Raw genomic sequence first — 12,368 nt, forward strand, 5'->3', positions numbered from 1 at the left:
ATGGCTGGCAATCCAAAATTCCATGATTATACATGTGAACTATGCAGTTCAGCTCTCGCGCGGTTCGCCGCACACCACCCACATTGGCGACACTTGTATTGCTTGCGGGCTTGTCTGCGCTGAGCATGAACCTGTTTCTGCCGAGCCTGCCGAACATGGCCGCGTATTTTGGCGCCGATTACAAGGTCATGCAGCTATCGATCGCGCTGTATCTTCTGGTCAACGCCGTTCTGCAAATCCTGATCGGGCCGCTCGCGGACAAGGCAGGTCGCAGGCCAGTTCTGCTGTGGGGGATCGGTTTGTTCCTGCTGGCCACGCTTGGATGCATCTATGCCCCCAACGTTGAAGTCTTTCTGGCGTTCAGAATGTGCCAGGCGGTCGTGGTTGTCGGCATGGTTCTCAGCCGGGCTGCGGTCAGGGATATGTACGATCAGGATCAGGCGGCATCGATGATCGGTTACGTGACAATGGGTATGGCCGTGGTCCCGATGATCGGCCCGGCGATCGGCGGCCTGCTGGAGGAAAGCTTTGGCTGGAAAGCGAATTTCTGGCTGCCTTTCGGCCTGGGCGCCTTGACGCTTGCCTTGACCTTCGCGGATTTTGGCGAAACGTCAGCCAAAAGCGGCAAGACCCTTGTTCAGCAGTTCAAGGAATACCCTGAACTTCTGACCTCGCCACGGTTCTGGGGCTATTCACTGTCCTGCGCGTTGTCTTCGGGCACGTTCTTTGCCTATCTCGGTGGTGCGCCCTTTATTGGAACCGAGCTGTTCGGACTAAGCGCGGCACAGGTCGGCATTTATTTCGGTGCCCCCGCAGTGGGCTATTTTGTTGGCAACTTTCTGAGCGGTCGCTTTTCCGTACAGATTGGCATCAACCGGATGGTGCTGCGGGGCAGCCTGCTGAACGCCTTGGGCGTTGCGCTTTCGGCATCCTTGTTCCTCACAGGTCTGGGCACCGCACTCAGCTTTTTCAGCTTGATGACCTTTGTGGGCGTCGGAAACGGCATGGCCATTCCCAATGCCACCTCCGGCGCATTGTCCGTTCGTCCGCATCTGGCCGCAACCGCCTCAGGGCTGAGCGGCGCAATCATGCTGGGCGGCGGCGCGGGCCTGAGCGCGTTGGCAGGCACCCTGCTGACCCGGGAAACCGGCGCCATGCCCTTGCTCTGGCTGATGCTAACCTCTGCAGTTCTGGCGATTTTCGCAATTGGATCCGTCATTCGGCGAGAGCGTCAATTGGGGCTGTAACGACTTGCCCCGAAAACTTTGCAAAGTTAATCTTCCAAAACAGAAAACTTGCAAAGGCACCTCATGGCCACCCAAAAGCTCTATGCCGGCGCGAAGCTGCGTGAAATGCGCACGCGACTGGCCCTGACACAACGCGAATTCGCGGCGAAACTGGGTGTTTCACTCCCATATCTGAACCAGATGGAGAACAACAACCGGCCGATCTCGACTACGGTTGTGTTGGCTCTGGCACAAGAATTCGGCATGGATGTCACCGAGCTCAGCACCGGCGACAGTGAGCGACTGGTATCGGATATGCGCGAAGCTTTGGCCGACCCGGTTTTTGCGGATATTCTGCCGCCACTTGCCGATTTACGCCTGACGGCATCAAACGCCCCGGCATTGGCCCGCGCATTTATCGAGTTGCACAAAACCTACCGGCAAACGCATGAACGCCTCGCCTCACTGGACGAAGCCTTGGGGCGAGAAGACGCCCGAATGCAGGCCAGCCCCTGGGAAGAGGTGCGGGACTTCTTCCATTATTGCGACAACTACATCGACGCCGTGGACCGGGCGGCAGAGCTGTTCGCCAATCGCGCTGAAAACCCGGGCAGTATCCGGCAGGCGGCTTTGAACAGCCTGACTGAGCGTGGCATTCAAGTGATGTTCTCTGACATCGCCCCTTTGCGCACCTATGACGCCGAAAGCAAAATCCTGCGCCTTTCCTCCCGCTCGACCCCGCAAACGCAAGTGTTTCAACTGCTGTTGCAGGTCGCATTGATCAGTCAGGACAAACTGCTGGAAGCGACACTGGATTTTGCCAAGTTCCAAAGCGAAGAGGCGCGGTCCATCGCCAAGATCGGCCTTGCCAATTATTTCGCCGGCGCTTCCTTGATGCCCTATTCCGCATTCCTGACCGCCGCTCAGGAAGATCGCCACGATCTGGAGCTGCTCAGCAACCGGTTCGGCGCATCGATCGAGCAGGTTGCGCATAGACTGTCAACGCTGCAACGCCCGGGTGCAAAAGGTATCCCGTTCTTTTTTGTCCGCGTGGATCAGGCCGGAACGATCACGAAACGGCACTCGGCCACGCGTCTGCAATTTGCACGGTTCGGTGGCGCCTGCCCCCTTTGGAACGTACATCGGGCCTTTGAAACGCCGGGACACTTCCTTCGGCAACTGGCAGAAACGCCGGATGGTGTGCGTTACATCTCGCTGGCTCGGGATGTGTCGAAATCAGGTGGTTCATTCGGCGCACCGGTCAGGCGGTACGCAATTGCGCTGGGGTGCGAGGTGCGCCACGCCCCGGCGCTTGTCTATGCCGATAACCTCGACATAAACAACGCCAGCGCTTACGAGCCCATCGGCATTTCCTGCCGCATCTGCGAGCGGCAAAACTGCCATCAGCGTTCAGTCCCGCCGCTGGAACGCCGTCTCAGCATCGACACCCATACGCGCGGCACCCTGCCCTACGAAGTCACCTGATTTCGTATGGCCAGAAATTAACCGGGGGAGCCCGACCCGGGCCGGGACAGCGAGTGCCCCGGCACTGGTGTTCAGGCCTTGGACAAAATCGCCCAGATTTCGTCTTTCAGCGCTGCCCGTTTCTTGCGCAAATCAACTTCGGCCAGGTCTTCCATGGGTTCGACGTTGGTTTCGGCCCGATGCACAACGCGATTGACCTCGTGATACTCATCAGCCAGACGGGCAAAATGCGCGTCCGTTTGCTTGAGCTGGCTCATCAGCTCAACCTTGTCCGGAAACTCTTCGGCCAGTTCATGCGGGGTGTGGGACATGTCTGTTCGCTCCTTCATATGTCGTTGCATATCAGTGGTAGAAGCGTGACGCGCCGCCCACTTTGACGCGGATCAATTTCATACAGGAAAAATTCAGAATTCAGCGTCGCGCAGCACGCCAACCCGCTGCACGTGCTTCGGCAGCAGAGCAGAACCATCGCTCGCCCTTGGCTGCACTGATCCGGGTTTTGGCATAGTACCTCTGCCCCGGTTCTTGAAAGATCTTTTCGCCCTTTGACGAAACATTTCCTTTGATTAGGCATGTTTCAGAGGATTTCGGTTTCTTGCGTGCCCTGTGGACCCAAGGCGCCTGTATCTGTGTCTTGTGCAATCCCCTGTTTTCAATCCTCGCGACCTGTTCGGCACCTGCATACGTGTCCGAATATTTGCGGTACGCAAAGGCCAAGCCCTGCTCTACAATCCGGGCGGCGACGTCTTCGCGCTCCACGCTGCACCGAGCAACGATGCGACCGTAGCGATCCCGATCCAACGGGACACAAGTGGTCATCCGTCCCTGAAACTGCTTCTGAACCTTATGAGTGGCCCACGCCCCGCATGGCCAGCTTGATCCGTCGGAATCCTGACAGGTCTGATCCAGTTCGGGCGCATCGATACCGTGCAGCCGCACCCGTACACCACCGACATTCCAGGTGTCCGCATCGATTACGTGGACCCGACCTGCAAGTTGCTCTGCGGCATGGGTCAGACCTGGAAGCAGAAGAACAAAGGCTAAACAAATCCTTAACATGCCCCCGATATGCGCGGTATTTCACGCGCATTCAACCGGGGGCCGTTTGGAAAGGTTAACGTTGAGCGGTTGCCCAGTTTGGGTGAATCCACGGACGATCATTGGCCTTCGGCAACGGACCTTTGCCCAAAAGCGAATCCGACACTTTTTCACCCACCATGATAGACGGCGCATTCAGGTTGCCGTTGGTGATCTGCGGAAAGATTGAACTGTCCGCAACGCGCAACCCGTCCACGCCGATGACACGGCCTTGGGGGTCGACTACCGCATTCTTGTCATCCGCGCGCCCCATCCGGCACGTACCGCAGGGGTGGTAGGCGCTTTCCGCATGCTCCGCGATAAAGGCGTTCAGATCTTCATCCGTTTGGACAGCGGAACCGGGTTGAATTTCCTTGCCCGCAAAGGGCTTGAAGGCGGCTTGCCCAAAGATTTCGCGGGTCAGCCGGATACAGGTGCGGAAATCCTCCCAATCCTTTTCATGGCTCATGTAGTTGAACTTGATCACCGGCGCGTCTGCGGCTTGGGCAGAGCGCAATGTGACCGCCCCGCGTGACGGCGACCGCATCGGGCCGACATGCGCCTGGAACCCGTGCCCCTCGGCAGCGGCCTGCCCATCATAGCGCACCGCTATCGGCAGGAAGTGGTATTGAATGTCGGGGTATTCCACGCCCGGTTTCGACCGGATGAACGCCGCGCTTTCGAACTGGTTCGATGCGCCCAATCCCGTTTTGGTAAACAGCCATTGCGCCCCGATCAGGCCCTTGCTGAACAGGTTCCAGTGCTTGTAGAGCGTGATCGGTTGCAGCGACGCCTGTTGGATGTAAAGTTCAAGATGGTCCTGTAGGTTGGCACCAACCCCCGGGCGATCCGCCACGACGTCGATCCCATGCTCGGCCAGATGCGCCGCCGGGCCGATACCGGACAACATCAGCAGTTTGGGTGAATTGATCGACGATGCAGCAAGAACGACTTCGCGCCGGGCCTTGATGACCTCTTTCCTGCCGCCACGGATCAGTTCGACCCCTGTGGCGCGGCCGTTTTCCATGACAACCCGAGACGCAAGACCGCGCACGATATCGCAATTGTCGCGCTTGAGCGCGGGTTTCAGATAGGCATTCGCCGCAGACCAGCGCCGCCCTTTCCAGACGGTCTGTTCCATCGGGCCAAAGCCTTCCTGCTTTTCACCGTTGTAGTCACCCGTGACTTCGTAACCGGCCTGCTGACCGGCGTCCACAAAGGCCTGAAACAACGGGTTCTCGCGCGGGCCGCGCGACACGTGCAACGGACCGTCAGTGCCGCGCCATGCCGGATCTCCCCCATGGCCGCCGTCGTGCCAGGTTTCCATCCGTTTGTAATAAGGCAAAACATCCGCGTAAGACCAACCGTCAGCCCCCATCTCGGCCCAGGTATCGAAATCGCGCGCGTGGCCGCGAACATAGACCATGCCATTGATCGAGGACGACCCGCCGATCACCTTGCCGCGCGGACAGGCCAGGCGACGGTTGTTCAGGTGCGGCTCGGGCTCGGACTGATAGCCCCAGTCATAGCGCGACATGTTCATCGGATAGCTCAGCGCCGCCGGCATCTGAATGAACGGCCCCATGTCGGTGCCGCCGTGTTCGATCACCAGAACCGAGGCCCCGGCCTCGCTCAGACGATATGCCATTGCGCAGCCTGCGGACCCTGCGCCGACGATGACAAAATCTGCTTCCATTTCCACAACTCCTGCCCCGCCGAGAAGGTTGGATGCCTACGGCGGGAGTATTTTCGAAAAGATGAAGAGGTTATTCGCCGCGCGGGAACCGGGCGCTTTCCTCGACGATGTTCAGATCCATGTGATTGCGCATGTAGCGTTCCGACGCTTTTTGCAGCGGCTGATAATCCCACGGGTAGTATCCGCCCTGCCGCAGCGCTTCGTACACAACCCAACGCCGAGCCTGGCTGGCACGGACTTCGGCATCGAAACGATCCAGATCCCAACGGGCCTCGGATTTGGCACGCAGTGTTTGCAACGTGCCTGCGTGTTCGGGGCTGTCTGCCAGATTGTTCAGTTCGTGCGGGTCGGCCTCAAGATCAAACAACTGATCAGGGTCCAGCGCACAGCGGTTGTATTTCCACTTGCCATATCGCAGCGAGACCAGCGGCGCGTAGGATGCCTCGGCCGCGTATTCCATGGCTACCGGTGTGGTTCGTTCTTCGCCCAGTGCCAGCGGCACGAGGTTTTCGCCATCGGTCCAGGGGGCGATCTCGGCCATGTCTACGACGGCCAACGCCCCCAGGGTCGGCGTTACGTCTATTGTCGATACCGGAGCATCTATCCGACCGGCGGGCAGATCAGGCGAGGCGATCATAAGCGGCACACGCGCCGAGCCTTCGTAGAAATTCATCTTGAACCACAACCCGCGTTCGCCCAGCATGTCGCCGTGATCCGAAACGAACAGGATGATCGCCTCTTGCCGGGTGGTTTCCAGCACTTCGAGGATTTCGCCGATCTTGTCGTCCAGATAGGAGATATTGGCGAAATAGGCGCGACGCGACTTGCGGATATCTTCTTGGGTAATGTCGAAACTGCGCCAGTCATTGGCATCGAAGATGCGCTTGGCGTGGGGGTCCTGATTGTCATAACCCAGATCGGCGACCTCGGGCAGCAGATGTGCGCAATCTTCGTAAAGGTCCCAGTATTTGCGGCGGGCAACATACGGGTCATGAGGGTGCGTGAAGCTGACGGTCACGCACCACGGGCGGTCATCCTTGCCGCGTGCCAGATCATAAAGCTTGGCCTTGGCGTTATAGGCGACCTCGTCGTCATATTCCATCTGGTTGGAAATCTCGGCAACGCCCGCGCCAGTGACGGACCCCATGTTGTGATACCACCAGTCGATGCGTTCACCCGGCTTGCGGTAATCCGGGGTCCAGCCGAAATCGGCCGGGTATATGTCGGTGGTCAGGCGGTCTTCGAACCCGTGCAGCTGATCGGGACCGACGAAATGCATCTTGCCCGACAGGCAGGTATAATAGCCCGCGCGGCGCAGGTGATGCGCGTATGTGGGGATATCGCTGCGAAACTCGGCCGCGTTGTCATAGACGCCGGTGCGCGACGGCAACTGACCGGACATGAAGCTAGCCCGCCCGGGCGCGCACAAGGGCGACGCCGTGTAAGCGTTGGCAAATCGGGTTGACCGTTCCGCCAGTTTCTTCAGGTTCGGAGCGTGAAGCCAATCAGCGGGACCGTCTGGAAAGAGAGTCCCGTTGAGCTGATCCACCATCAGGATCAGAATGTTCGGTTTTGTCATTTTTCAGCCTCGAGCAGAGTGTTGAGCACACGCATCGCGTGGTTCACGGCCAGTTGCGGTTCTTCAGGGGCGCTGAGTGCGGCGCGGATGTACAGACCGTCAATCAGGGCAACCATGTTCTCGGCCGCCTCTTGCGGGTCAGCCAACTTGTGCCGCAGGGCGTGGGTCAAATTGGATTTGATGCGGGCCTGATAGATCTGCCACAGGCGCAGGGCGTCATCATTGGTCTGAGCCAGCACGTAGAAGGTCATCCAGGCCGCGATCACATCGGGTGTGAAACAAGAAGGCGCAAAACACGCCCTGACGATCGCCTGCGCCCTTTCGTCCGCCGCAGCCGCTTTCAACTCGCCCCTTGCTTCTTCGCCGAAGTCCGACAGGATCCGGCGCATGGCGGCCAGAAAGATCTGATCCTTGCCGCCGAAATAGTGGTGCGCCAGCGCGCTGGACATGCCGGCACGTTTGGCAATCTGACTGACTGTTACATCAAGGGATTTCTTCAAGCCCAGCTCAGCGATTGTTGCGCGTACAATCGCATCCCGGCGGATTGGCTCCATTCCGACTTTTGGCATCGTTCTCCCCTTGAGCAGGCGTCACGGGACCACGCTAGGGGGTTTTTATTGACTCGTCAATTAATGAAAAATCAGGGAGCGGTGTCGTTACAGCTTCGGCGCAATACTCGGAGGCGTCAAGTCCCGGCGGTTCAACACGAATTCGCGCCATGAGATAAAGCTCACGGCGGCAAGGATCAGCGTGCCGCCCGCGACAACCCAAACGTCAACGCTTTCATGGAAAACCGCGGCGCCCAGGATCGTGGCCCATATCAACTGAAGAAACGTCACCGGCTGCGTGACGGCCACCGGCGCCGCCTGAAGCGCCAGGGTCATGAAATAGTGCCCGGCGGTCGCAAAACTGGCCACCAGAAAAAGAACCCCGATATCCCGCAGGCTTGGCTGCGTCCAAACGGCGATCGCAAAGGGTATCAAGGCAATGGTCACCCAGATCGACAGATGTGCCACAACGACGGCGGGCGGTACGTCACGCACCAGAATTTTGGCCAATAAATACGACCCCCCGAGGGTCAGGGCCGTTCCCAGCATGGCCAGATGGCCTGATGACACTTCGCGAAACCCGGGCCGCAGGATGATCAGGACGCCAATCAGAGCGACCAGAATCGCAGCAATCCGGCGAAAGGCCAGCTTTTCGCCCAAAAACAGGGCCGCCCCCAGTGTGACGTAAACCGGTGTCATGTAATTCATGGCTGTAACTTCGGCCAGTGGGATCTGTGTCATCGCAAAGAACCAGAGCATGACCGCAACCGCATGCACGATGCCTCGCAGACCGAAAAGCGTCAGCAGGCGGGGGGTCAGATGCGTCGCCATGATCGACCGCATGGCCGGCAACAGAAACACCAACCCCAGCACATATCGCAGAAAGGCGGCCTGGATGGAATTCATCGATGTGCCCAGCGACTTCACCAGCGCGGTCATCACAACAAAGGACAAGCCGGCGGCGAACATCCAGAACATGCCGGCAAGCGGGCGGGACGATACGGTGGATGAAGTCATGTTCAAGGTTGAACACCGAAACCCGGCCGGGAACAACCCTTCACATGGTAACAAGTTTCAGCGCGATACCCAACATAACCACGCCAATCCCTGCGTCCAGCACCTGCCACGCCCTGGGGCGCGCAAAAACAGGCGACAGGATGCTTGCCCCATAGCCAAGCGAAAAGAAGAATACAAAGCTGGATGTCATCGCGCCGAGGGCGAAACCAAGCCGGTCGTCATATTGGGCCGAGATCGAACCGATCAGCACGACCGTATCCAGATATACATGCGGGTTCAGCCAGGTGAACGCAAAAACCGTCAGCAGCGCGGCCTTGAGGCTGGTTCGCTTGCCATTGCAGATTTCCATCACCGAACCACCCAGCCAGGACGACCGGAGACTGCGCAGGCCATACCAGGTCAGGAATGCCGCCCCACCGTATCGCATCACGGTTTCGAACCAAGGTGCGGCCTGTGCCAGAGTGCCAAAACCTGCCACGCCTGCTCCGATCAGGATGGCATCAGACACCGCGCAGGTCAGGCACAGAAAAAACACATGCTCGCGGCGCAAGCCCTGCCTCAGAATAAAGGCGTTCTGCGCCCCGATGGCGAGGATCAGGCTGAAACCCAGTGCGAAACCGGCGATCACGGATGTAGGCATGGTACCTCCTGCGTTGCCATTGCGTTGACTAATGGCCGCGATACGATCTATCAAATTAAAGATGTTGCCCTCAGTTAAGTTTTGCTAATGCTGCTGGACCCTCACCAATTGGCCGCTTTGTCAGCCATTCTGCGCCATGGCAGCTTTGATGCGGCGGCGGCGGAACTGGCTGTAACCCCTTCGGCGATATCCCAGCGGATAAAAGCGCTGGAGGATCGCGTGGGCGCCTCGCTCATCCATCGGGGAACCCCTTGCACCGGAACGCCAGCAGGGCAGCGCATCGCACGTTACGCCGAAGATGTCGGTCTGCTGGAGGCGCAGTTGGCTCGGGAATTGGCTCTGGTACAAGAACCCGGGTCCGCACGGGTTCGCGTTGCGGTACCCGCCGACATTCTGGCCACCTGGTTCATTGACGCGATGGCGCAGGTGCCCGACATGCTGTTCGATCTTGTGATCGACGATCAGGATCATTCTGCAGACTGGCTGAGGCGCGGCGAGGTCAGCGCCGCCGTCACCGTCGGCGGACAAACAGTGAGCGGTTGCGACGCGATTGAGTTGGGCGTGTTGAGATATCTGCCCACCGCCAGCCCGAAATTTGTCAACACCTGGTTCAAGAACGGCGTGACCGAGGAAACCCTCAGCAAAGCGCCTTGCCTTGTCTTCAACAGGAAGGACGGTCTGCAAAAAGCGTGGATCGCAAATCACACCGGCAAACATCTGTCACCGCCTTTCCACTTCCTGCCATCTTCGCAAGGGTTCGTTGATGCCGCAGTCGCCGGAATTGGCTGGGGCATGAACCCCGCAGCCCTTGTGCAAGACGCCATAGCACGTGGGCTGCTGAGCCCGATCGTGCCCGATGCGCCACTGGACATCGCGCTCAGCTGGCAGGTCGGGCGGGTTCTTGCCCCGGCGCTCAAACCCCTTACACAAGCGGTCCAGCATGCTGCGCAACGGGTTTTGCTACCGTCACAAGGCAAATAGTCAGACTCATTCGATTGGAGGAACCAATGTTCTCGCGCGACGCCCTCAGTTATGACCCCATTCCCCTGCCCGACCGATGCGAGATCAGTGATGCGAACATGCAGGACGCAGCTGTGGCTTTCTTTGAAAAGATGCGGCGGCGTCATACCGTTCGGGATTTCTCTACGCGCCCGGTGGCTCGTGATGTGATCGAAACCTGCCTGCGCACCGCGGGAACGGCACCGTCAGGTGCAAACCACCAACCCTGGCATTTTGCTGCCGTCTCGGACCCCAAGCTGAAACTACGCATCCGCGAGGAAGCCGAAGAAGAAGAGCGTCGCTTTTACGCGGGAGGGGCTGGCGATGAATGGATCAAGGCTCTGGAACCCATCGGGACAAACGCGGTCAAGGAACACCTGACCGTCGCCCCGTGGTTGATCGTGGTCTTTGCCCAACGCTGGGGGCAATTCGAAGACGGGACGCGGTACAAGAATTACTACGTGCCGGAAAGCGTGAACATTGCCACCGGCTTTCTGCTGGCGGCGTTGCATCACGCCGGTCTCAGCACGTTGACACATACCCCGAATCCGATGCGGTTTCTGACCGATGCGCTGGGTCGGCCCGCTTCAGAGAAACCAACAATGATCATCGCAGTTGGACACCCCTCGGAAACCGCGACCGTGCCCTCCGTTGCAAAGCTGAAAAAGCCCCTGGACGAGATTTCTTCCTTTTTCTGAGCGGAGACGCATCAGCCCTGTGTGCCAGAGGCGTCCTTTCGGTCCGGCGACATTGTCAGGTAGCATGTCACGCAGGCCACCAAGCTGGCCGCGACTATGAACCCGACGGCCAATGCAACCTCGTGCATATGGGCGACTGCGGCCAGGGCCGCCGAAAGCAGCACCGCCAGCAAACGGGTAAAAGACTTGATCGCGGCTGATCCCTGAACGCGCTGTTCCTTGGGCGCGACGTCCAGGAAATAAAGCTTGCGCGCGCTGCTGATCCCGGTCACCGCAACGGTGACCACAAACAGCGCGATCGCGTGCAGATGCACATCGTGATCGATACCCAAGTAGTGAAATGCCAGAAGAACACCGCCGGTTGCGGCCACCATCAGTGTCCCGACCACCATGACGGCACGATGAGACTTCATGTTCACAACCTGCCACAAAGGCCCGGACACAAGATAGCCCGAAGCAGATGAAACAATCATCGCGGTCAGTCCCTTGGCCGAGCTGTGATGCGCCTCGGCTGCGATCAGCGCAAAGAATGGGACAGAGAGCGAAACAGCCACCAACAACATTCGCATGACCATGTAACGACGAAACCACGAGTATTCGAACATGCCCAGAATACCCCGGGCATTGGCCTTGAACGACAGCTTTGCTCTGGGTCCGGTCTTGTTTGCCGGCTCCGCCGAGCGGGCATTCTCTGTCATGGCAAGCATCAAAAGCCCTGACAGCATGAAAAACGCAACCGATACACCGATCATGGTTGAGTGGCGCGAAAAAGGTGGGTTTTCCTTGGTGATCTGGTGCACCAACATGGCAAGACCGATGGCACACAAGCCTCCGCCCCCAAGTTGCAGGTAATGCAGGACCATGCGCGAACGCGAGTGGACATGATCGCCCAGCAGATCGGTGAACATCAGGTTCTGCACCTCGTCCACAAGACCGATCACGAAAAAGACCGCCACGAAAACCACTGCGATCAACGGAACGACCCCGGTCGCGGCGGCCACCATTGCCAGGACCAGACAGGATCCGATGATCGCTTCGGTCAGAGCGATTGCGCGTTTCTTTTGCGATTTCGCCGCGACGGATTGCGCCAGAAAGAAATCGGAAATCATGCTGCCAATCATTCGCACCGAAACCAGCGCGCCCGCCACGAACATCGGCAATTCGAATGACACGGCCAGAAACGGCAAAACCACCGATGGGCTGCCCAGAGTCCACGCAACCTGAGACACGATACTCTGCCCAGCAAGAACCGGCACGTTTCGCTTGGCCTTTTCAGCAGTCGCATCCATCGTGGATCTTTCGGTGGCGTTGTCTCGAAAATTCCGGGTTTTTCCAGCCTATGCGTTTCGAAGGGTTCAGCCAACAACTCTTCGAAACGCATAGGCTGGAAAAACCCGGCGGTT

12 protein-coding genes are annotated in these 12,368 nt (G+C 58.7%); 4 read left to right on the forward strand and 8 right to left on the reverse strand.

What is annotated here, in order from left to right:
* The first annotated feature begins 41 nt into the window (after positions 1–41).
* On the forward strand, positions 42–1,247 hold the full coding sequence (locus tag GS614_RS05760) for a multidrug effflux MFS transporter (protein ID WP_171725698.1): 1,206 nt from the start codon (positions 42–44) through the stop codon (positions 1,245–1,247).
* A gap of 63 nt (positions 1,248–1,310) precedes the next feature.
* Positions 1,311–2,711, forward strand: coding sequence for a short-chain fatty acyl-CoA regulator family protein (locus GS614_RS05765; RefSeq protein WP_171114811.1), 1,401 nt, complete (start codon positions 1,311–1,313; stop codon positions 2,709–2,711).
* A gap of 71 nt (positions 2,712–2,782) precedes the next feature.
* Here the strand turns inward: GS614_RS05765 and GS614_RS05770 are convergent, their stop codons facing one another.
* The 7 genes from GS614_RS05770 to GS614_RS05800 form a co-directional block, all read right to left on the reverse strand.
* Positions 2,783–3,022 carry a YdcH family protein gene (locus GS614_RS05770; protein ID WP_152458727.1) on the reverse strand — a complete coding sequence of 80 codons (240 nt, stop codon included), beginning with the start codon at positions 3,020–3,022 and terminating at the stop codon, positions 2,783–2,785.
* 100 nt (positions 3,023–3,122) lie between these two features.
* Entirely contained in the window at positions 3,123–3,770 is a 648-nt protein-coding gene (locus GS614_RS05775; RefSeq protein WP_171725699.1) for a thermonuclease family protein, read from the reverse strand.
* A gap of 55 nt (positions 3,771–3,825) precedes the next feature.
* Positions 3,826–5,484 (reverse strand): choline dehydrogenase, encoded by a 1,659-nt coding sequence (betA, locus tag GS614_RS05780; RefSeq protein WP_171114807.1) that lies wholly within the window; start codon positions 5,482–5,484, stop codon positions 3,826–3,828.
* 70 nt (positions 5,485–5,554) lie between these two features.
* Positions 5,555–7,063, reverse strand: coding sequence for a choline-sulfatase (gene betC / locus GS614_RS05785; RefSeq protein ID WP_171725700.1), 1,509 nt, complete (start codon positions 7,061–7,063; stop codon positions 5,555–5,557).
* Positions 7,060–7,632 (reverse strand): transcriptional regulator BetI, encoded by a 573-nt coding sequence (gene betI / locus GS614_RS05790; RefSeq protein WP_171231213.1) that lies wholly within the window; start codon positions 7,630–7,632, stop codon positions 7,060–7,062. The genes betC and betI overlap by 4 nt, the downstream gene beginning before the upstream one ends.
* 87 nt (positions 7,633–7,719) lie before the next feature.
* Positions 7,720–8,628, reverse strand: a complete 909-nt coding sequence (locus GS614_RS05795) for a DMT family transporter (RefSeq protein WP_171116467.1) — start codon at positions 8,626–8,628, stop codon at positions 7,720–7,722.
* Between the two features lie 40 nt (positions 8,629–8,668).
* Complete coding sequence (locus GS614_RS05800; RefSeq protein ID WP_171167127.1) at positions 8,669–9,268, reverse strand: LysE/ArgO family amino acid transporter; 600 nt, start codon at positions 9,266–9,268, stop codon at positions 8,669–8,671.
* A gap of 87 nt (positions 9,269–9,355) precedes the next feature.
* Here GS614_RS05800 and GS614_RS05805 point away from each other — a divergent pair, with 87 nt between their 5' ends.
* Together GS614_RS05805 and GS614_RS05810 are read left to right on the forward strand one after the other, a co-directional pair.
* A complete protein-coding gene (locus tag GS614_RS05805; protein WP_171725701.1) occupies positions 9,356–10,249 on the forward strand; it encodes a LysR family transcriptional regulator ArgP in 894 nt (297 codons plus the stop codon).
* A gap of 26 nt (positions 10,250–10,275) precedes the next feature.
* Positions 10,276–10,965 carry a nitroreductase family protein gene (locus GS614_RS05810; RefSeq protein WP_171725702.1) on the forward strand — a complete coding sequence of 230 codons (690 nt, stop codon included), beginning with the start codon at positions 10,276–10,278 and terminating at the stop codon, positions 10,963–10,965.
* An 11-nt stretch (positions 10,966–10,976) separates the two neighbouring features.
* Here the strand turns inward: GS614_RS05810 and GS614_RS05815 are convergent, their stop codons facing one another.
* The gene (locus tag GS614_RS05815) at positions 10,977–12,254 is read right to left on the reverse strand and encodes a permease (protein ID WP_171725703.1); all 1,278 of its coding nucleotides are present in this window, start codon (positions 12,252–12,254) and stop codon (positions 10,977–10,979) included.
* Positions 12,255–12,368 lie beyond the last annotated feature (114 nt).

Origin of the sequence: Ruegeria sp. HKCCD6604, from assembly GCF_013110635.1 — a bacterium.
Classification (GTDB): Bacteria; Pseudomonadota; Alphaproteobacteria; order Rhodobacterales; family Rhodobacteraceae; genus Ruegeria.

Coding starts and splice junctions, on each gene's coding strand:
- betA (WP_171114807.1), bottom strand. CDS start 5,484: ATGGAAGCAGATTTTGTCATCGTCGGCGCAGGGTCCGCAGGCTGCGCA.
- GS614_RS05805 (WP_171725701.1), top strand. CDS start 9,356: ATGCTGCTGGACCCTCACCAATTGGCCGCTTTGTCAGCCATTCTGCGC.
- GS614_RS05775 (WP_171725699.1), bottom strand. CDS start 3,770: ATGTTAAGGATTTGTTTAGCCTTTGTTCTTCTGCTTCCAGGTCTGACC.
- betI (WP_171231213.1), bottom strand. CDS start 7,632: ATGCCAAAAGTCGGAATGGAGCCAATCCGCCGGGATGCGATTGTACGC.
- betC (WP_171725700.1), bottom strand. CDS start 7,063: ATGACAAAACCGAACATTCTGATCCTGATGGTGGATCAGCTCAACGGG.
- GS614_RS05765 (WP_171114811.1), top strand. CDS start 1,311: ATGGCCACCCAAAAGCTCTATGCCGGCGCGAAGCTGCGTGAAATGCGC.
- GS614_RS05815 (WP_171725703.1), bottom strand. CDS start 12,254: ATGGATGCGACTGCTGAAAAGGCCAAGCGAAACGTGCCGGTTCTTGCT.
- GS614_RS05800 (WP_171167127.1), bottom strand. CDS start 9,268: ATGCCTACATCCGTGATCGCCGGTTTCGCACTGGGTTTCAGCCTGATC.
- GS614_RS05795 (WP_171116467.1), bottom strand. CDS start 8,628: ATGACTTCATCCACCGTATCGTCCCGCCCGCTTGCCGGCATGTTCTGG.
- GS614_RS05770 (WP_152458727.1), bottom strand. CDS start 3,022: ATGTCCCACACCCCGCATGAACTGGCCGAAGAGTTTCCGGACAAGGTT.
- GS614_RS05810 (WP_171725702.1), top strand. CDS start 10,276: ATGTTCTCGCGCGACGCCCTCAGTTATGACCCCATTCCCCTGCCCGAC.
- GS614_RS05760 (WP_171725698.1), top strand. CDS start 42: ATGCAGTTCAGCTCTCGCGCGGTTCGCCGCACACCACCCACATTGGCG.